The 19,396-nt window shown below is 70.4% G+C and carries 16 protein-coding genes; 4 read left to right on the top strand and 12 right to left on the bottom strand.

Going from position 1 to position 19,396, the window contains the following annotated elements; genetic code table 11:
* Nucleotides 1-72 precede the first annotated feature (72 nt).
* The 10 genes from whiA to rpe all read right to left on the bottom strand — a co-directional run bounded on the left by whiA (nt 73) and on the right by rpe (nt 9,780).
* Nucleotides 73-1,056, bottom strand: a complete 984-nt coding sequence (gene whiA, locus Q5696_RS09860) for a DNA-binding protein WhiA (RefSeq protein WP_514131065.1) — start codon at nt 1,054-1,056, stop codon at nt 73-75.
* Nucleotides 1,047-2,066, bottom strand: a complete 1,020-nt coding sequence (locus Q5696_RS09855) for a gluconeogenesis factor YvcK family protein (protein WP_305094946.1) — start codon at nt 2,064-2,066, stop codon at nt 1,047-1,049. Before Q5696_RS09855 ends, whiA begins: the two co-directional genes overlap by 10 nt.
* Nucleotides 2,063-2,929: an RNase adapter RapZ gene (rapZ, locus tag Q5696_RS09850; protein ID WP_305095218.1), complete on the bottom strand. Its 867-nt coding sequence runs from the start codon at nt 2,927-2,929 to the stop codon at nt 2,063-2,065. Before rapZ ends, Q5696_RS09855 begins: the two co-directional genes overlap by 4 nt.
* A gap of 41 nt (nt 2,930-2,970) precedes the next feature.
* The gene (uvrC, locus tag Q5696_RS09845; protein ID WP_305094945.1) at nt 2,971-5,064 is read right to left on the bottom strand and encodes an excinuclease ABC subunit UvrC; all 2,094 of its coding nucleotides are present in this window, start codon (nt 5,062-5,064) and stop codon (nt 2,971-2,973) included.
* Between the two features lie 73 nt (nt 5,065-5,137).
* Nucleotides 5,138-5,593 (bottom strand): PH domain-containing protein, encoded by a 456-nt coding sequence (locus Q5696_RS09840; RefSeq protein WP_305094944.1) that lies wholly within the window; start codon nt 5,591-5,593, stop codon nt 5,138-5,140.
* Between the two features lie 8 nt (nt 5,594-5,601).
* On the bottom strand, nt 5,602-6,087 hold the full coding sequence (gene ribH, locus Q5696_RS09835; RefSeq protein ID WP_305094943.1) for a 6,7-dimethyl-8-ribityllumazine synthase: 486 nt from the start codon (nt 6,085-6,087) through the stop codon (nt 5,602-5,604).
* Nucleotides 6,084-7,331 carry a bifunctional 3,4-dihydroxy-2-butanone-4-phosphate synthase/GTP cyclohydrolase II gene (locus tag Q5696_RS09830; RefSeq protein ID WP_305094942.1) on the bottom strand — a complete coding sequence of 416 codons (1,248 nt, stop codon included), beginning with the start codon at nt 7,329-7,331 and terminating at the stop codon, nt 6,084-6,086. The genes ribH and Q5696_RS09830 overlap by 4 nt, the downstream gene beginning before the upstream one ends.
* Before the next feature lie 98 nt (nt 7,332-7,429).
* Nucleotides 7,430-8,047 (bottom strand): riboflavin synthase, encoded by a 618-nt coding sequence (locus Q5696_RS09825; RefSeq protein ID WP_305095217.1) that lies wholly within the window; start codon nt 8,045-8,047, stop codon nt 7,430-7,432.
* A 4-nt stretch (nt 8,048-8,051) separates the two neighbouring features.
* The gene (ribD, locus tag Q5696_RS09820; protein WP_305095216.1) at nt 8,052-9,053 is read right to left on the bottom strand and encodes a bifunctional diaminohydroxyphosphoribosylaminopyrimidine deaminase/5-amino-6-(5-phosphoribosylamino)uracil reductase RibD; all 1,002 of its coding nucleotides are present in this window, start codon (nt 9,051-9,053) and stop codon (nt 8,052-8,054) included.
* A gap of 43 nt (nt 9,054-9,096) precedes the next feature.
* Nucleotides 9,097-9,780, bottom strand: coding sequence for a ribulose-phosphate 3-epimerase (gene rpe / locus Q5696_RS09815; RefSeq protein WP_305094941.1), 684 nt, complete (start codon nt 9,778-9,780; stop codon nt 9,097-9,099).
* Between the two features lie 204 nt (nt 9,781-9,984).
* On the opposite strand from rpe, the gene Q5696_RS09810 reads away from it, so the two are divergent.
* The 3 genes from Q5696_RS09810 (at nt 9,985) to Q5696_RS09800 (ending at nt 13,401) form a co-directional block, all read left to right on the top strand.
* Nucleotides 9,985-11,310, top strand: coding sequence for an NHL repeat-containing protein (locus tag Q5696_RS09810; RefSeq protein ID WP_305094940.1), 1,326 nt, complete (start codon nt 9,985-9,987; stop codon nt 11,308-11,310).
* Between the two features lie 21 nt (nt 11,311-11,331).
* A complete protein-coding gene (locus Q5696_RS09805; RefSeq protein ID WP_305094939.1) occupies nt 11,332-12,363 on the top strand; it encodes a hypothetical protein in 1,032 nt (343 codons plus the stop codon).
* Nucleotides 12,364-12,555: 192 nt separating this feature from the next.
* On the top strand, nt 12,556-13,401 hold the full coding sequence (locus Q5696_RS09800) for a mycofactocin-coupled SDR family oxidoreductase (RefSeq protein WP_305094938.1): 846 nt from the start codon (nt 12,556-12,558) through the stop codon (nt 13,399-13,401).
* 20 nt (nt 13,402-13,421) lie between these two features.
* On the opposite strand, the gene Q5696_RS09795 is transcribed toward Q5696_RS09800, so the two are convergent.
* On the bottom strand, nt 13,422-15,767 hold the full coding sequence (locus tag Q5696_RS09795; protein ID WP_305094937.1) for a glycoside hydrolase family 65 protein: 2,346 nt from the start codon (nt 15,765-15,767) through the stop codon (nt 13,422-13,424).
* Nucleotides 15,764-16,768, bottom strand: a complete 1,005-nt coding sequence (locus Q5696_RS09790) for a zinc-binding alcohol dehydrogenase family protein (protein ID WP_305095215.1) — start codon at nt 16,766-16,768, stop codon at nt 15,764-15,766. Before Q5696_RS09790 ends, Q5696_RS09795 begins: the two co-directional genes overlap by 4 nt.
* Nucleotides 16,769-17,010: 242 nt before the next feature.
* Between Q5696_RS09790 and Q5696_RS09785 the strand changes: the two genes are divergently transcribed.
* Nucleotides 17,011-19,383 (top strand): phosphoketolase family protein, encoded by a 2,373-nt coding sequence (locus Q5696_RS09785; RefSeq protein WP_305094936.1) that lies wholly within the window; start codon nt 17,011-17,013, stop codon nt 19,381-19,383.
* Nucleotides 19,384-19,396: the final 13 nt, after the last annotated feature.

Genomic DNA, 19,396 nt, shown 5'->3' with positions numbered 1-19,396 from the left:
CGGCCCCCACCCTAATGTGCCCGCCGGCACGGGCGCGCATCTGCCCCGCTCACCAGGACCGGGGCCGCTCGGTCACGCGTCTTCGAGCAGTTCCGCGGTGACCGCGGACTCGGTGTCCGGGATCCCCGTCTCCTTCGCGCGGCGGTCCGCCATCGACAGCAGCCGACGGATCCGGCCCGCGACCGCGTCCTTCGTCATCGGCGGGTCGGCGAGCTGCCCGAGCTCCTCGAGCGACGCCTGCCGGTGCTTGACACGCAGCGCCCCGGCCGCCGCGAGATGATCCGGGACGTCCTCGCCGAGAATCTCGAGGGCCCGTTCGACGCGGGCGGCCGCGGCCACCGCGGCCCGCGCGGACCGGCGCAGGTTGGCGTCGTCGAAGTTGGCGAGCCGGTTCGCCGTGGCGCGTACCTCGCGCCGCATCCGGCGCTCCTCCCACGTCAGCCGCGTGTCCTGTGCACCCATCCGGGTGAGCAACGCACCGATCGTCTCGCCGTCGCGCACCACGACCCGATCGGTACCGCGCACCTCGCGGGCCTTCGTGGTGATGCCGAGCCGGCGGGCCGCCCCGACCAGCGCGAGCGCGGCCTCCGGTCCGGGGCAGCTGATCTCGAGCGCCGACGACCGGCCCGGTTCGGTGAGCGACCCGTGTGCCAGGAACGCACCCCGCCACGCCGCCTCCGCGTCGCCGATGCTGCCGCCGACGACCTGCGCGGGCAGGCCACGCACGGGACGCCCACGCATGTCGAGCAGGCCGGTCCGACGGGCCAGCGCCTCGCCGTCCTTCGCGACCCGGACCACGTAGCGGGAGGCCTTGCGCAGCCCGCCGGGACTGAGGACCTGGATGTCGGCCTGATAGCCGTACAGGTCGAGGATTTCCCCGCGCAGACGCCGGGCGATCGACCCGAGGTCCACCTCGGCCTCGACGACGACCCGGCCCGCGACGATGTGCAGGCCACCGGCGAACCGCAGCAGCGACGACACCTCCGCCTTGCGGCAACTGACCTGCGTCACCGTCAACCGGCTCAGCTCGTCCTTGACCTCGGCTGTCATCGCCACGAGGCGCTCTCCCTTCCCCCGACTCGCCGTTCGGCGGTGTCGTCGTTCACGTGCTCGTCCCGCGCACCGAGTCCGTCCAGGACGGCGGCAAGTTTGCCCGCGTGATGCGTGTGTGTTCCGTGCTCGGCGACGTCCGCGTAGACGACGTCGGCGCCGAGCAGCCCGGCCGCCCGGCACAGATGGTCGCGTTCACGGCCGACCGGAACGGACGCCGAATCGACGATCACGTGGTCGACCCGGAATTCGGGCGCGTGCTGGGAGAGTACGTGCAGATGCCGTTCCGCGGAGAATCCCGCGGTCTCCCCCGGCTGCGGCGCCAGATTCAGGACGAGCACCTTGCGGGCCGTCGACCGCATGATCGCGGCGAGCAGATCCGGCACCAGAACGTGCGGGATCACACTCGAGAACCACGACCCCGGCCCGAGAACGACGAGATCCGCGGCATCGACCGCGGCGAGCGCGTCCGGGCAGGCCGGCGGGTTCGACGGACACAACCGGACCCGCCGCACCTTGCCGGGGGTCGTCGCGACCGCGACCTGCCCGCGAATGCAGCGACTGACCCGGGGATCGGTTTCCAGGCCGACAACGTCCGCCTCGATCTCGAGCGCGACCGTCGACATCGGCAGGACCCGGCCCTCCACCTCGAGGAGACGACCGACCGTGTCGAGTGCAGCGACCGGGTCGCCGAGGACCTCGGTGAGCCCGGCCAGGATCAGATTGCCGACCGAATGTCCGGCGAGCGCCCCGGAACCCCCGAACCGGTGCTGCACCGTCTGCGTCCAGGACCGGACGTCCGCATCGTCCCCTGCCAGGGCGGCCAGCGCCATCCGCAGGTCACCGGGCGGGATCATCCCGAGCTCGTTGCGCAACCGCCCGGACGAGCCGCCGTCGTCGGCGACCGTCACGACCGCGGTGACGTCGGGGCTGAGCCGGCGGACGGCACGCAACGTCGCATACAGTCCGTGCCCGCCGCCGAACGCGACGATCCGCTGCGGTACCGCGCCCGTCATTCGCGTCCCACGTCGCGGTGGACGACGCGGACGGCGAGCCCGTCCGTCTCCCGCAGCCGGACGGCCAGCTCCTCGGACATGGCGACACTGCGGTGTTTACCGCCGGTGCACCCGACCGCGATCGTCATGTAACGCTTCCCCTCCCGACGGTAGCCTGCCGTCGTCAACGCCAGCAGGTGCAGATACGTGTCGAGGTATTCGTCGGCCCCCTCACGGGACAGCACGTAGTCACGGACCGCGTCCTCGAGCCCGGTGTGGGGGCGCAGCTCCGGAATCCAGTGCGGATTGGGCAGGAATCGGACGTCGCACACCAGGTCCGCGTCCATCGGCAGGCCGTGTTTGAACCCGAACGACTGCACCGTCACCTGGATCTCGCCGCGACCCTCACCGCCGAACGCGGTCTCGATCTTCTCCCGCAACTCCCGCACCGCGAGCTGCGAGGTGTCCACGACCAGATCGGCGACCGCCTTCGCGTGCGCCAGCTTCGCCCGTTCCGCGGCGATCCCCTCGGACAGGGTGCCGTCCTTGCCGTCGGACTGCAGCGGATGGCTGCGTCGCACGTGCTCGAAGCGGCGGATCAGCACCGAGTCGTTGGCTTCGAGATAGAGCACCCGCATCTGCACGGGCATCTCTTCGAGGTCGGCGATCACGTTCCCCAGATCCCCCGAGAACGGGCGGCTGCGGACATCGATGACGACGGCCAGCCGGCGGATCGGCGGATCGGATTCGAGACCCAGATCCACCATGCGGGTGATCAGTTCCGGCGGCAGGTTGTCGACGACATACCAGCCGAGGTCCTCGAGGACGTTCGCGGCCGTGGTCAGCCCGGCACCGGACAGTCCGGTGACGAGCGCGACCTCCATGGTGTCCCCGACCGGGGAGGCGTCCCGTTTCTCGTGGTCGTTCACGCGGTGTCGTGTCCTGTTCGTTCCGATCGGTCGATGCCCGTCACATCATCCCTCACGGACACGCCCGCTGCAGCGACATCGGATCCGGCCGCCGCGTCGGGGGTGTGCTCCGTGTCGCCCGTGTCACCGGAGAGGGCGGCCAGGACGGCACGGGCGGTGGTGGCCCCGATCCCGGGGACGGCGGTGATCTCGTCGACGGTCGCCTCCCGCAACCGGGCCACCGACCCGAAGTGCTGGACCAGCGCGGTGCGCCGCATCTCCCCCAGCCCCCGAACCGAGTCCAGCGCCGACGCCGTCATCCGCTTGGACCGTTTGCTGCGGTGGAACGTGATCGCGAACCGGTGCGCCTCGTCACGCACCCGCTGCAGCAGGTACAGCGACTCGCTGGTACGCGGCAGGATCACCGGATCCTCCTCGCCGGGCACCCACACCTCCTCGAGTCGCTTGGCGAGGCCGACCACCGCGACGTCGGTGACGCCGAGTTCGTCGAGGACCGCGGCGGCCGCCGCGACCTGCGGGGCACCACCGTCGACGACGAACAGGTTCGGCGGGTACGCGAAGCGGCGGGGACGCCCGGTCTGCGGGTCCAGTGCCGCTTCCGGTGCGAGATCCCCACCGTCGCCGACGACCCCACCCACACCCGCCGCGAGGTCGCGGTTGTGCCGGAGGAACCGGCGCCGGGTGACCTCCGCGATCGACGCCACGTCGTCGGAGCGGCCGTCGCCGGCGGCCTCCCGGATCGCGTAGTGCCGGTAGTCGGACTTGCGGGGCAGACCGTCCTCGAACACGACGAGCGACGCCACCACGTCGGTGCCCTGCACGTGGCTGATGTCGACACACTCGATGCGCAGCGGCGCGGTGTCGAGGTCGAGAGCGTCCTGAATGCCCTGCAGGGCCGCCGACCGTGACGTGAAGTCCCCGGCCCGCTTCAACTTGTGCTGCGCCAGAGCCTCTTTCGCGTTCCGTTCGACGGTCTCGGCGAGCGCCTTCTTGTCTCCGCGTTGCGGAACCCGCAGCTGCACCGCCGACCCGCGCAGCTCCGACAGCCACGTCTGGATCTCGTCGGCGCCGGCCGGCAGCACCGGCACCAGCACCTCGCGCGGTACCGCGACGGTGCGGTCGTCGGGGAGCCCCGGCTGGTCGGCGAGCGCCGCCTGCTCCCCGTAGAACTGGGTGAGGAACTGCTCCACGAGATCGGCGGCCCCACTGTCGTCGGACTTCTCCACCACCCAGCCGCGCTGCCCGCGGACCCTGCCGCCGCGCACGTGGAACACCTGCACGGCCGCCTCGAGGTCGTCGGACGCGAACGCCACCAGGTCGGCATCGGTGCCGTCCCCGAGGACGACGGCCTGCTTCTCGAGCGCCTTCTTCAGTGCACCCACGTCGTCGCGCAACCGGGCCGCGGTCTCGAAATCGAGTTCCTCGGCGGCGTCCTGCATGCGGGTCTCGAGCTGTTTCACGAGCCGGTCGGTGCGGCCGGCCAGAAAATCGCAGAAGTCGTCCACGATGTCACGGTGTTCCTCGGCGGTGACCCGGCCGACGCACGGTGCACTGCACTTGTCGATGTAGCCGAGCAGGCAGGGGCGTCCGATCTGGTGGTGCCGTTTGAACACGCCCGCCGAGCAGGTCCGCGCCGGGAACACCCGCAGCAGCAGGTCCAGGGTCTCCCGGATCGCCCACGCGTGCGAGTAGGGGCCGAAATAGCGGACCCCCTTGCGGCGAGGACCGCGATAGACGAACAGCCGCGGGAACTCCTCGTTCATCGTGACCGCGAGAACCGGATACGTCTTGTCGTCGCGGTAACGAACGTTGAACCGGGGGTCGAACTCCTTGATCCAGTTGTACTCGAGCTGCAGCGCCTCGACCTCGGTACCGACGACCGTCCACTCGACACTCGCCGCCGTGGTGACCATCTGCCGGGTCCGCGGATGCAGCGACGCGACGTCCGCGAAATACGAGTTCAGCCGGGACCGCAGGCTCTTCGCCTTCCCGACGTAGATCACCCGCCCGTGCGGGTCCCGGAACTTGTAGACACCCGGCGCCACCGGGACGGTTCCGGGGGCGGGGCGATACGTCGAGGGATCAGGCACGTGTCCAGGCTAGTCGGCGCCGCCGACAGGTCTCGTGTCGACAAGGCTCGCGTCGACGCAGTTCACCGTCCGCTCAGGCCGTCCGCGCGTACTTCGCCTCGAGCTCACGGAACCGGCGCACCGCGGCCACCGCATGATCGCCGTCGTTGGCCTGGATCGCCATCACCGGCACGTACTCGTCGTCGGGCAGTTCGATACGCGCCCACGACGAGCCCTCCGGGAACGACAGCCCCTGGGCCAGATCCCAGTCGATGATCCGTTCACCGAGCACGTTGCGGACACCGATACCACGCGGCCCGACCCGCAGCCGCGGACGGGTGAGCATCAGCACACCGCACCCGAACAGCACACCGAGACCCGCGAGCGCGAACTGGTCGACCAGCCGGAAGTAGACGCCCGTCGCCGACACCCGCATCAACGCCGCGAGCGTCACGTGGACGACGACCAGGACCGCGGCGACGATCATCGCGTACCGGGCCGACTTCTTCGACCGGACCTCGAAGTCCCAGTCGCCCTGCCGTTCGGTCATCGTGGTGGTCACTCCGCCCGCTTCCGACGCAACTGTGCGAGGGTGACGGCGGTGTCGATCGCCGCCGCGCACGCCTCCCCGCCCTTGTCCTCGACGGATCCGGGCAGCCCGGACCGGTCGAGCGCCTGCTGCTCGGTGTCGCACGTGAGGACACCGTTGCCGACCGGCGTCGACTCGTCGAGCGACACCCGCGTCAGGCCCGCGGTGACCGCGTCGCACACGTACTCGAAGTGCGGTGTGCCGCCGCGGATCACGACGCCGAGCGCGACGACCGCGTCGTGCGACTTCGCGAGCTCCTGCACGACGACGGGCAGCTCGATGGCACCGGCGACCCGGATCAGCGTCGGCTCCTCGATCTGGGCCTGCTTCGCGACCCGTTTGGCACCCGCGATCAGCGCCTCGCTGATCTCCGGATGCCACTGGCCGGCCACGATCGCCAGCTTCAGGCTCTTCGCCATCCCCAACTGCAGGTCGGGGCGTCCCTCACCGCTCACAGCGCGTCACCGGCCTCGAACTCGTCCAGGCCCACCAGGTCGTGGCCCATGCGGTCCCGCTTGGTCCGCAGGTAGGTGAGGTTCTCGGAGTTGGCGCGCAACGGCATCGCCACCCGATCGGTGATCTGCAGTCCGTAACCGTCGAGACCGACCCGCTTGGCCGGATTGTTGGTCAGCAGCCGCATCGACTTGATCCCGAGATCGACGAGGATCTGCGCGCCGATGCCGTAGTCGCGGGCATCGGCCGGCAGCCCGAGCTGCAGGTTCGCGTCGACGGTGTCCGAGCCGGCGTCCTGCAGCTGGTAGGCCTGCAGCTTGTGGATCAGGCCGATACCGCGGCCCTCGTGCCCACGCATGTACAGGACCACACCGCGGCCCTCCTGCGCGATCATCTCGAGCGCGGCATCGAGCTGCGGGCCGCAGTCGCAGCGCAGCGACCCGAACACGTCACCGGTGAGGCACTCCGAGTGCACCCGCACCAGCACGTCGTTGCCGTCGTCGGTGGACAGGTCACCCTTGACGAGGGCGACGTGCTCGACGTCGTCGTAGATGCTGCGGTAGCCGACGGCAGTGAAATCGCCGTGCCGCGTGGGGATGCGGGCCGCAGCGACCCGTTCGACATGCTTCTCGTGCTTGCGTCGCCACGCGATGAGGTCGGCGATGGAGATCAGGGCGAGGTCGTGGTCGTCGGCGAAGACCCGCAGTTCCTCGGTCTGGGCCATGTGGCCCTCGTCCTTCTGGCTGACGATCTCGCAGATCACGCCGGCCGGACGCAGGCCCGCCATCCGGGCGAGGTCGACCGCGGCCTCGGTGTGGCCGGGACGACGCAGCACGCCGCCCTCCTTGGCGCGCAGCGGGACGACGTGCCCGGGACGGGTGAAGTCGTTGGCGCCGCTCTCCGGGTCGGCCAGCAGGCGCATCGTCGCGGCCCGGTCCGATGCCGAGATGCCGGTACCGATGCCCTCCTTGGCGTCGACGGTGACCGTGTAGGCGGTACCGTGCTTGTCCTGGTTGGTGGCGTACATCGGGGGCAGCCCGAGCCGATCGCAGTCGTCGCCGTCGAGCGGAACACACAGGTAGCCGGACGTGTAGCGCACCATGAACGCCACGAGTTCGGGGGTCGCCTTCTCGGCCGCGAAGATGAGGTCGCCCTCGTTCTCACGATCCTCGTCGTCGACGACCACAACCGCTTTACCTGCAGCGATATCGGCGACGGCGCGCTCGATGCTGTCGAACCTGGTCACGTTCTGGGGCTCCAACTTCTTGAACTGGTGTGCTCGAGTATGTCCCGGCGCATCGACTCGGATGCACCTCAACAGTACGACCTGTCGAGATCCGGTCGTTATCCCGGCTGGTGAGCGGCGGTGTGCAGACGTTCGACGTACTTGGCGATCACGTCGACCTCGAGGTTGACGGGGGTACCAGGCTCCGCCGACCCGAGAGTGGTGAGGGCGAGCGTCGTGGGGATCAGCGAGATCTCGAAGTACTCGTCACCCGGCTCGCCGCCGAGCGCCGACACCGTCAACGACACCCCGTCGACAGTGATCGACCCCTTCTCGACGACATACCGGGAGACGGTGGACGGCAGCGAGATCCGCACCACCGTCCAGTGCTCCGAGGGAGACCGCTGGAGGACCGTGCCGGTGTCGTCCACATGGCCCTGCACGATGTGCCCGCCCAGGCGGCTGTTCACCGCCGCCGCCCGCTCGAGGTTGACCCGGCTCCCCACCTCGAGGGCACCGAGACTCGACCGCACCAGGGTCTCGCGCATCACATCGGCGGTGAACGCGTTCCCGTCGATCACGTCGACGACCGTCAGGCACACCCCGTTGACCGCGATCGAATCGCCGTGGCCGGCGTCGGAGGTGACGACGGGCCCACGCACGGTGAAACGGGCGGCGTCGGCCAAATCTTCCTTGGCGACGATCTCGCCGAGTTCCTCGACGATTCCGGTGAACATGTCGTCACTCACTCCTTGTCGGATCCTTCGGGACCAGCGTCAACAGCACGTCGTCACCGACGGTGTCGACGCTCTCTCGCCGAAACCGTAACGCCTCGGTAATCGTGCCCACTCCGGCACCTTCCACTGCGTGGGACCCCGCACCGAGCACGACCGGCGCCACATACGCCTGGACCCGGTCGATGCACCCGGCCGCCAGGAACGCGCCCGCCAACGTCGGGCCGCCCTCGATCAGGACGTCGTCGCGGTCGGCCAGGGCGGCGAGGACCTCCGAGACGTCGTGGGTGCGCAGTAGCAGAGTGGGGGCGGCAGCGTCGAGGACCTTCGCGGTGGACGGGACGTCCCGCGTGCCGACCACGACCCGCAGCGGCTGGTGCGGTGCGAGGCTGCCGTCGGGCAGTCGGGCGGTCAGCCACGGATCGTCGGCGAGCACGGTGCCGGTACCGACGACGATCGCGTCGAGCCGGGCCCGGTCGGCGTGCACCCGGGCCCGCGACTCGGGTCCGGTGATCCACTGGCTGGTGCCGTCGGCGGCAGCGGTCCGCCCGTCGAGGCTCGCCGCGAACTTCCAGGTGACATGGGGACGGCCGGTGCGCTGCCGGTGCAGCCACGCACGCAGCGGACCGTGGGCGACGTCGGCGGCGAGGGTGCCGCCGGTGACGGTGATGCCGGCGTCACGCAGACGATCGGCACCACCGGACGCGGCCGGATTGGGGTCGTCGACCGCGTAGTGCACGGCCGCGACACCCGCGTCGATCAATGCCTGTGCGCACGGGCCGGTGCGCCCCCAGTGGTTGCACGGTTCGAGGGTGACGACGGCGGTGCCGCCGCGGGCCCGTTCCCCCGCCTCGGTGAGCGCGGCGACCTCGGCGTGCGAACCACCCGGCGGCCGGGTGGCACCGATACCGACGACCTCACCGGCGGCGTCGAGGATCACCGCACCGACCGGCGGATTGGGGCTGGTGGTGCCCCGCACCCGCTGGGAGGCGTCGATCGCGAGCCGCATCGCGGCCTGCACGTCCCGTACGGACGTCGTCACGGCCGGCCCGTCAGATCGCGAGCGTCAGGTGCGGGGACGCCTTCGCCGCCTGCTCCCGCAGACCTCGCACCGCGGCGGCGGGATCGGCGGCACCGTAGACGGCGGACCCGGCGACGAAACAGTCGACACCGGCCTCGGCGGCCTGCTCGACGGTGTCGGTGTTGATGCCGCCGTCGATCTCCACGATCAGCCGCAGCTCACCGGCGTCGACGAGCTTGCGGACCGCACGCGCCTTGTCCAGGACGGACGGGATGAACGACTGACCGCCGAAACCCGGTTCGACGCTCATCACGAGCAGCGTGTCGAAGCTCTTCAGGATCTCCAGGTACGGCTCGATCGGGGTGTTCGGCTTGATGCTCAGGCCGGCTTTCGCTCCCGCCGCGCGGATGTCGCGGGCCACCGCGATCGGATCGTCCGTGGCCTCCGCATGGAACGTGACGTTGTGCGCCCCGGCCTCCGCGTACGGCGGCGCCCAGCGGCCCGGATCCTCGATCATCAGATGGCAGTCCAACGGAATGTCCGTCGCCTTCAGCAGACTCTGCACCACCGGCAGACCCAACGTCAGATTCGGCACGAAGTGGGCGTCCATGACATCCACGTGCAGCCAGTCGGCACCCGCGACCGCATCGGCCTCCTCGGCGAGACGCGCAAAATCGGCGGACAGGATGGACGGAGCGATCATCGGAATTCCCACGGCCGCGAGTTTAGTGGCTGTCGGGTCCGGTGCGTGTGCGCGGCTCGCCCCGGGTACACGACCCGACGAGCCGTGACGCCGCAGGGCTGGTCGCACCACCGCAGGGGTTCTGTGCATCGACAGCCCCTGCGACGGCGGGAATCGGTCTGCGACAGGCGCACACATCTGCGGTACCGTCGACCCCATGACACTGCAGAAAGGCGCATGAGCGCCGTATCCGAGCGCAGGTTTCTGCGCCCTCGTCACGTGTTCTTCTCGGACGGCCATGTGTGGGTGGTCGACGAATCCCAGCCCGTCGCGGCACTGTTCGACCCCGGCACCGGCGCATTCGCCCGTCTGGTGTCCTGGTCCGCGTTACCTGACGCACCACCCGGTTCACACCGGCAGCCGACGATCGTCGGTGACGCCGGCGGCCTGTGGGTGCAGACCCATGCCGCCGGCCCACTGATCCGGATCGGCGTCGACGGCATCGTCCGCGGCGAGTACGCCGAAGACCACCACCTGACCTGCGCCGGACCGTCCGGCGCATGGTGTGTGCGCCTGCCCCGGCGTCGGCGCGACGTCACCTCCTTCCCCGAGGTTCCGCCCCGCCCGATCGTGCAACGCCCGACGCTGCTGGTGGCCGGGCCCGACGGCGGCACCCGACGCGTCGGCGTGGATGTCGCGGCGGTCGTCTCGCTCGAGTGCGACGAACATTTCCTGTACCTCGGCGTGGAACATCCACCGTGGGAGCGGGTTCCGACACCGCCGGGAGCGGACCGCAGCGGATTCGAGGTGCGATACCACCGGTCCGTGCTGCAGGTACCCCTGGACGGGCCGGTCCCCACCCGGATCGGACCCGACACCCATCCGTGCCGGCAACATCGCCCGGTCGGGTACACGAGCGAGTACGCGGACATGTCGTACAACGAGGCCCACCGGCGCAAACGATCGATCACGGCGGAACTGCGCTGGCACTGGGGGTTCGAGAAACGACAACGGGACACGACAACCGTCCGGGCCTACCGGCAGGGCGAGTCGACACCCACGGTCACCGTCGAACTACCCCGTACCCGGGTGGTCGACGGGGCGGCTGCCGACAACCGCCTGTGGATGGTCGTCGCACCGGAGGACCACACCGGCCCAGGACGATCCGTGCTCGTCGCCGACCTCGACGGCACCGTGCGACCGATACCGCTCGACGCCGTCGACATCACCGACCACTGCCGGCCGGTGGGTCCCGAACCGCTCGACCACCGCGCGTACGTCGACCACTGCGTGCGCCGCCTCGACGGGATGCGTTTCTCCGACGAGGTCGACGACGTGTCGGCGGCCTACGTCGGGCAGTGGCCGCACGGCCGGATCCACCTCCGCTTCCGGCACAGCCACTACCCGGGCCTGACGCTGGTGGCGCAGCTGAACCTGTACGACGAGCAGGGTGTCCGGCTCGAACGATTCTTCACATACGTACCGGCGATGCTGATGGAGCAGGCCGGCACCCACGAGTATCCGCCGCGTTCGGCCGCCGTGAACAGCGTGCTGTACGTCTGACATGCACACGGAGACACGACCATGACCCCATGGGTACAGATGCTGGTGACGATGGCCGACGGCCCCGCGTTGCCCGTGCACGGCACGATGGTGCCGTACCGGAACAGTGACGTTCCGTTGCACTACTACTACGGCACCTACGGCGAGGAACCGGTGTTCCTCCCCCTACGCTCCGAGGGTGTGCGCCTGCTGCGGTGGGGGCGGCGGTCACGGATCGAATCACTCGACGGGACAGTGCTGTTCGTCAGCGACGGCGAGACGGCCTGGGATTTCACCACCGATCCGGACCGGCCCCGCTGCACCGAGGTGAAGAACGTGCACAGTCCGGGTTCGGGCCGATTCCTGGTGATCACACCGCGTGTCTCGCACTGGGCCGGTGAACACTGGGCCCGCCCGACCGGACCGGTGTCCGACGTCGAGTTCCTGGGGCGGCCCTGCTGGTCGGTGGAGTTGGGCGCGACGGAGAACAGTGACCCTCCGGAGCCGTCGCTGCGTCTGGTGGTCGACGCCGAATCCGGCGCGGTCCTCGGACAGCACGGCGGTGACGGCATCGACGGCGCGGCGTTCACCGAGGTGACGGTGGGCGAGCCGCTCGATCCGTCGCTGTTCACATGGGACGGGCCGGTGATCACCGACGACGAATCCCGCATCCGCGCCGGCCGCGGCACCCCGGACGAACCCGACCGGGAGGAGTCGCTGCAGTGGTTCCGCGACACCGTCACCGCGGACCCGATCCGGGTGCCGGTCACGGTCGATCTGAGCCCACACTCGGTCCACTGGATCGACCGCGACGCCGGCGCCTTCTCCGCCGAACTCGGACAAGGGCGATACCAAGGCTGGCTCACCCGCCGCCCGCGCTCGACCGAGCCGTGGCGGGTCCAGACCTACAGCGGTCAGATCGCCTGGTCCACATCGGATTTCGACTGGGCGATCCAGACGAGGCGAGGGGCTCTCGATGCCGTCGCCGTCGACTCACTGCAGCAGCAACTGCATCCGGGCGAGCCGGTCGTCGGGACGCCGCCGCTCGCGTTCGGCGGCTCCGACGGGCCGTGACGCCGCAGGGCTGGTCGCACCGTCGCAGGGGTTCTGTGCATCGACAGCCCCTGCGACGGCGGGAATCGGTCTGCGACAGGCCGGTACGACGCCGGCCCGGCGCGACACACCGTCCTTCGGGAAACGGCCGCGCCGGCATCCGACATACCGAATGATGAGCGTGTTCCAGTTCTTCGACCGGAGGTGACGGTAGTGGGTGTTCTCGACGGGCAGGTGGCGTTCGTGACGGGCGCGGCGCGTGGGCAGGGGCGTGCGCATGCGGTGACGATGGCCGCGGCCGGCGCCGACATCATCGCGGTGGACCGCTGCGCGCCGGTCGCGACGGCCGGTTATCCGATGGCGACCGAGGCCGATCTCGCCGAGACGGTGGCGCTGGTGGAGGCTCAGGGCCGGGGCATCGTGTCGGCGGTCGCCGACACCCGCGATCTCGATGCACTGCAGAAGGCTGTCGATGCCGGTGTCGAACGGTTCGGCCGGCTCGACATCGTCGTCGCCAATGCGGGCATCTCCGCGTCGCCGAAGCTGTCGTGGGATCTGTCGGCCGACGAGTTCCGGGAAATGCTGGACATCAACGTCACCGGGGTGTGGCAGACGACGAAGGTCGCGATTCCGCACATGCTGGCGGCGGGCCACGGCGGCTCGATCGTGTTGATCAGTTCGATGGCGGGTCTGCGCGGGGTGCCCGGCATCGTGCACTACGCGACGGCCAAGCACGCGGTCCGCGGTATGGCGAAGTCGCTGGCGAACGAACTGGGGTGGGCGAACATCCGGGTGAACTCGGTGCACCCCGGCAATGTGCGGACCGCGATGATCGACAACGATGCGATGGTGCGCGGATTCCGCCCCGACCTCGAACATCCGGTGCTCGAGGACACTGCCGAGATCATGCAGAAACTCAACCTGCTCCCCCAGCCGTGGGTGGAGGCGCAGGCGATCGCGGACGCGGTCCTCTATCTGGTCGGCGACACCGGTCGCGGTATCACCGGTATCGCCCTGCCCGTCGATCTGGGCACGTCGGAGAAGTTCGCGGGCGGGTAGGCCGGGCGCACACGCCGCCGTCACGGCCTCCACCGCATCGGTGCCCGCCCGGGTGGCTGGGTGACGACGGGTCCCGGCGGCAGATGCACGGTGGGCAGGACACGGACCTCGCCGGCGCGGACGGTGACCTGCGTACCGTCGTGGATCAGGGTCAGTTCGTCGCCGGTGACGAGCCGGTAGCGGGTGCGTTCGGGGTCGATGTCGACGCGGAGCCGGCAGCCTCCGGCGGCGATACCGAAGGAGAGGTGGGCGATGCCGTCGGGCAGGACGGGTCGCAGGTGCAGTCCGTCGCGGGCCCGCCGGACCCCGCCGAAGCCTTGGACGAGGGCGATCCAACTGCCGGCGAGCGACGCCAGGTGCAGGCCGTCGCTGGTGTTGTGTTCGAGGTCGAGGAGGTCGATCTGGGCGGTCTCGCCGAGATAATCGTAGGCGAGATCGAGGGCACCGACCTCGGCGGCGACAACGGCCTGGCTGGACGCCGACAGCGACGAGTCCCGCACCGTCAACCGTTCGTAGTAGGTGAAGTTCCGTATCTTCTCCTCGAGCGTGAATGCGTCGGGTATCCACTGCATCGCCAGCACGACGTCGGCCTGTTTGACGACCTGCTTGCGGTACAGGTGGAAGTACGGATAGTGCAGCAGCAGTGGATAGTTCGATGCCGGGGTGCCGGCGAAGTCCCATTCCTGCAGGTCGGTGAATCCGGCTGCCTGCTGGTGTACGCGGCGGGTCTCGTCGTACGGGACGAGCATGCGGTCGGCGGCGTCGCGCCAGGCGGTGGTCTCGTCGGCGGTCACGGACAGCTCGGCCGCCCGGTCCGGGAATCGTTCCGACAACGCGGCTGCGGCCCGCAGGTTCACTCGCGCCATGAGGTTGGTGTACAGGTTGTTCGACGCGAGCGCACTGTATTCGTCGGGGCCGGTGACGCCGTCGATGCGGAAGGTGCCGTCGGTGGCGAGGTAGCCGAGCGACTGCCACAGCCGGGCCGTCTCCACCAGCAGGTCGAGGCCGACGGTGCGCGCGAACTCGGTGTCGCCGCCGGAGCGCACGTAGCCGACGACGGCCCGCGCGATCGCGGCGTCGACGTGGAACGCGGCCGCGCCCGCCGGCCAGTAGCCGCTGCACTCGGTGCCGGTGATGGTGCGCCACGGGAACATCGCACCGCGCAACCCGAACTGGCGGGCCCGCTCCCGCACGATCGGCAGTGTCGCGTGCCGCCACCGCAGGGCGTCGGCCACCGCGTGCGGCAGCACCGACGTCAACACCGGCAGCACGAACATCTCGGTGTCCCAGAAGGCGTGGCCGTCGTAGCCGCGCCCGGTCAGCCCCTTCGAGGCGATCGCGACCCCCTCGGCGCGCGCCGACGCCTGCAACAACTGGAACAGCGCGAACCGGACCGCCTGCTGGACCTGCGGATCACCGTCGACCACGACGTCGGCGCGTTCCCAGAACGCGTCCAGGAACGATCGTTGTTCGGCGACCAGCCCGTCCCAGCCGCTCGACCGCGCCAGGGCGAGTTCACCGATCACCTGGTCGCGCATCGCCGGGGTGGTGCGCCGCGCCGACCACGCGTGCGCGACGTACTTGACGGTGGACAGCCGCTGCCCGGCCTGCAGGTGCGCCGTGATCGTGACCCGCCCCTGGTCCGGGGAGCTTTCCGCGGCGACGTGCGGATCGGGTCCGGTGACGTCGTGGTCCATCGCGACCGCCACCCGCAGCCCGCTCGCGGAGGTGCGGTGGATCATCTGGACGCGGGTGCCGTGCACGAGGTTCTCCTCCGCGCACAGCGGTTCGGCCAGCGCAGCGGCGGCCCGCGGATCCTTCTCCGGCTGCGGCATCGGCTCGTTCGCGACCAGCTCCGACTGGACCACCACGCGGGCCGGGCCGTCGAGCGGACCCACCTCGTAGTGCACGGCCCCGATCGACCGCTGGGTGAACGACACCAACCGGGTGGTGACCACCCGCACGGTCCGGCCCGCCGGGGACTGCCAGTCGACGCTCCGGCGCAGCACCCCGGCCCGCAGGTCGAGTTCCTGCTCATGGTTCAGGAGACGTCCGCGCCGGACGTCGAACGGTTCGTCGTCGACGATCAACCGCACGATCTTGCCGTCGGTGATGTTGATGATCGTCTCCCCGGAACGCGGATACCCGTAGCCGGGTTCGGCGTACGGCATCGGCCGGACCTCGTGGACGCCGGCGAGATAGCTGCCCGGCAACCCGTGCGGATCGCCCTCGTCGAGGTTGCCCCGCCACCCGAGATGACCGTTCGCGACCGTGAACAGCGATTCGGTCTGCGCGAGAACGTCCAGGTCGAGGCTGGTCGCCCGCAGCCGCCACGGCTCGGCGGGGAACGCCGGATGGGTGATCACGGCACGAGGACCGCCGCGCCACCGAACACGCCGCCCGCCAGATCCGCGAGCGCGACGTCGGCGGCATCCAGCGGATACCGGTGCGCGCTCACCCGCAGCCGGTGCTTCTGGGCGACGGCCAGGAATTCGCGGGCGTCCTGCCGGGTGTTGGCGGTGACGCTGCGGATCTGCCGTTCCCGGAAGAGGTGCTGCTGATAATTCAGTGCCGGGATGTCACTGACGTGGATGCCGGCGAGCGCGAGGGTGCCGCCCGCGTCGAGGGCCGCGAGCGCCGGGGGCACCAGTTCCCCGACGGGCGCGAACAGGATCGCCGCGTCCAGCGGTTCGGGCGGCGGATCGCACGTGCCCTGCACCGACGACGCCCCCAGGCTGAACGCGAGCCGGCGCGCCTCCTCACCGCGGGTCATCACGTGCACGCGGGCGCCGCGGGCGAGCGCGACCTGCGCGGTCAGGTGGGCGCTGCCACCGAAACCGTAGATGCCGAGCCGGCCGCCGTCGGGTAGTTCGGCCCGGGACAGCGCCCGGTAGCCGATGATGCCGGCGCACAGCAGCGGCGCGAGTTCCACGACCGGATAGCCGGTGGGCAGGTCGAGTGCGAAGTCGGCGGGCACCGTCGCGTACTCGCCGTAGCCGCCGTCGGCGTCCCAGCCGGTGTACGTCGAGTACGGGCACAGGTTCTCGTCGCCGCGCACGCAGTACCGGCAGTGCCCGCACGTGCCGCGCAGCCACGCGATCCCCACCCGCTGCCCGATCGTGAACCGGGACGTGGGCACGTCGTCGCCCATCGCGACGATCTCGCCGACGACCTCGTGACCGGGGACGACCTCGAGCCGGTGCGGTGCCAGCTCCCCCGCGACGACGTGCAGATCGGTGCGGCACACGCCGCACGCCAGCACCCGCACGAGCAGGTCCCGGCTGGTGGGCCGCGGCAGGAGTTCCCGGCTCAGTCGCAGCGGTCGGGTGCTGAGCGGGCCCGGTCTGGTCACCCGCCATGCCTGCATCGTGGTGGTCGGTGTCGACGGTCGTGTGGTGTCGGTCCGCATGCCAGCCTGCGTCTCGTGTTCGGATGCCGATCGATGCCCGGCGCCGCCACGGGCGCCGGGTGTATGTCTCCAGGATGCGCGCCGCCGGGGTCCGGTGACACCGGTTCTCGTGGACCGAACCACGTTCGTGACCGACACTCGGCCCCGATCCGCTCTAGGGTCGTCGGTGGAAGCACTTCGCGTGACCGGAGGAGCGGCCCGTGACCGACGAGGATCTCACCGTCCTGCACCGGTACTGGACGGCGGCCAACTATCTGACGGTGGCGCAGATCTATCTGCGCGACAACGTGCTGGTGCGCCGCCCGTTGACGGTGCCGGACATCAAGCCGCGGCTGCTCGGGCACTGGGGCACGAGCCCGGGGCTGTCGCTGGTGTACGTGCACCTGAACCGGTTGATCCGCCGTACCGGCGCCGACGTCGTGTTCGTCGCCGGGCCCGGGCACGGCGGCCCGGCCGTCGTCGCGAACGCCTATCTGGAGGGCACGTACTCCGAGTTGTATCCGGAGATCACGGCCGACGAGGCGGGGTTGCGCCGGCTGGCCCGGCAGTTCTCCACACCCGGCGGGATTCCCAGCCATTCGGGGGTGGAGACACCGGGGTCGATCAACGAGGGCGGCGAGCTCGGCTACTCCCTCGCCCACGCCACCGGCGCCGTCTTCGACAACCCCGACCTGATCGCGGCGTGCGTCGTCGGCGACGGCGAGGCCGAGACGGGCCCGCTGGCGGCGTCGTGGAAGGCCCCGTTCTTCCTCGATCCCGTCCGGGACGGCGCGGTGTTGCCGATCCTGCACCTCAACGGCTACAAGATTTCGGGGCCGACGGTGCCGGGCCGCCGCTCCGACACCGAGATCACCGCCGTGCTCGACGCGTACGGCTGGGACACCCGGCTGGTCGCGGGACACGATCCCGGGCGGGTACACCGGGAGTTCGCGGACGCTCTCGACGACGCGTACGCACAGATCACCCGGATCCGGCGGGAGGCCCGCCCGTCCGGGGGCGGCGACCGGACGCGGTGGCCGGCGATCGTGCTGCGCACTCCGAAGGGCTGGACCGGTCCCACCGTCGTCGACGGGAAACCGGTGGAGGGCACGTTCCGGGCGCATCAGGTGCCGATCACCGATGTCCGGGACGATCCCGTGCACCTGCGGCAGCTCGAGCAGTGGCTGCGGTCGTACCGGCCGGACGAGTTGTTCGACGATCTCGGGCGCCTGCTGCCGGAGCTCGCCGCGGCCGCCCCGGCCGGGGACCGGCGGATGGGATCGAATCCGCACGCGAACGGTGGGCGGCTGCTGCGCCCGCTGCACCTGCCGGACCCGGCGTCCTACGCGCTGGACGTACCCGTGCCGGGCGCCGTCCACCACGAGACGACACGGCCGCTGGGCGAGTTCCTGCGCGACGTGTACACCGCGAACCCGGACAACTTCCGCCTGTTCTGCCCCGACGAGACGAACAGCAACCGGCTCGGCGCGGTCTTCGACGTCACCGACCGCTGCCTCGCCGGCACCCCGTCCCCCGGCGACGAGCACGTCGGACGCCACGGCCGGGTCATGGAGGTGTTGTCGGAGCACCTGTGCCACGGCTGGCTCGAGGGCTATCTCCTCACCGGACGGCACGGGCTGTTCGCGACGTACGAGGCGTTCGCGATGGTGAGCGCGTCCATGACGATCCAGCACACCAAATGGCTCGAACGCGCCCGGTCCCTGCACTGGCGGGCTCCGGTCGCGAGCCTGAACATCCTGCTCACGTCGACGTGCTGGCGCAACGACCACAACGGGTTCTCCCACCAGGGGCCCGGGCTGATCGACACGGTGCTGTCACTGTCCGGCGGGGTCACCGGCATCTATCTGCCACCGGACGCCAACTGCCTGCTCGTGGTGGCCGAACACGTGTTCGGCACCCGGGACCGCGTCAACCTGCTCGTCGTCGACAAGCAGTCGCATCCGCAGTACCTGTCGCTCGCGCAGGCCCGCACCCACGTCGAGGCGGGCGCGTCCGTGTGGGACTGGGCGGGCACCGAGAACAGCGAGACCGGCGAGACCCCGGACGGTTCCGGCCCCGACATCGTCCTCGCCTGCATCGGCGACGTGCCCACCGAGGAGACGCTCGCCGCCGCGGCACTGCTGCGCGGGCACGTCCCCGACCTGCGGGTCCGGGTCGTCAACGTCGTCGATCCACTGTCCCTCGCACCGCCGGACGTGCACCCGCACGGCCGCCCCGACACCGATTTCACCCGGCTCTTCACCGACGACACCGACGTCGTGGTCGCATGGCACGGTTACGCCCGCGCCCTGCACCAGCTCCTGCACGGACGGCCCCGCCCCGACCGGTTCCACGTGCGCGGTTACACCGAGCAGGGCACCACCACCACACCGTTCGACATGGTCGTCCTCAACCACATGAGCCGCTACCACCTGACGATCGAGGCACTGCGGCGCAGTCGCCGACGCCCCGACGGCGCCGACGACCTGATCGGCTACTGCCGGCGGATGCTCCGCCGGCACCACGACTACGTCCGCGAACACTTCGAGGACCTGCCCGAGATCCGGAACTGGGTGTGGCCGGAACCGGTGTGACCGCGGCCGGCCG

This window comes from Prescottella sp. R16, assembly GCF_030656875.1.
GTDB lineage: Bacteria > Actinomycetota > Actinomycetes > Mycobacteriales > Mycobacteriaceae > Prescottella.
This window is presented reverse-complemented; position numbering and strand designations above follow the sequence as displayed.

What these genes read in the sequence shown, in the direction of transcription:
- Q5696_RS09855 (WP_305094946.1), bottom strand. Translation starts at nt 2,066, where the DNA reads ATGACGGGCGCGGTACCGCAGCGGATCGTCGCGTTCGGCGGCGGGCAC.
- rapZ (WP_305095218.1), bottom strand. Translation starts at nt 2,929, where the DNA reads ATGGAGGTCGCGCTCGTCACCGGACTGTCCGGTGCCGGGCTGACCACG.
- Q5696_RS09840 (WP_305094944.1), bottom strand. Translation starts at nt 5,593, where the DNA reads ATGACCGAACGGCAGGGCGACTGGGACTTCGAGGTCCGGTCGAAGAAG.
- Q5696_RS09825 (WP_305095217.1), bottom strand. Translation starts at nt 8,047, where the DNA reads ATGTTCACCGGAATCGTCGAGGAACTCGGCGAGATCGTCGCCAAGGAA.
- ribD (WP_305095216.1), bottom strand. Translation starts at nt 9,053, where the DNA reads ATGCGGCTCGCGATCGACGCCTCCCAGCGGGTGCGGGGCACCACCAGC.
- Q5696_RS09810 (WP_305094940.1), top strand. Translation starts at nt 9,985, where the DNA reads ATGAGCGCCGTATCCGAGCGCAGGTTTCTGCGCCCTCGTCACGTGTTC.
- Q5696_RS09805 (WP_305094939.1), top strand. Translation starts at nt 11,332, where the DNA reads ATGACCCCATGGGTACAGATGCTGGTGACGATGGCCGACGGCCCCGCG.
- Q5696_RS09790 (WP_305095215.1), bottom strand. Translation starts at nt 16,768, where the DNA reads ATGCAGGCATGGCGGGTGACCAGACCGGGCCCGCTCAGCACCCGACCG.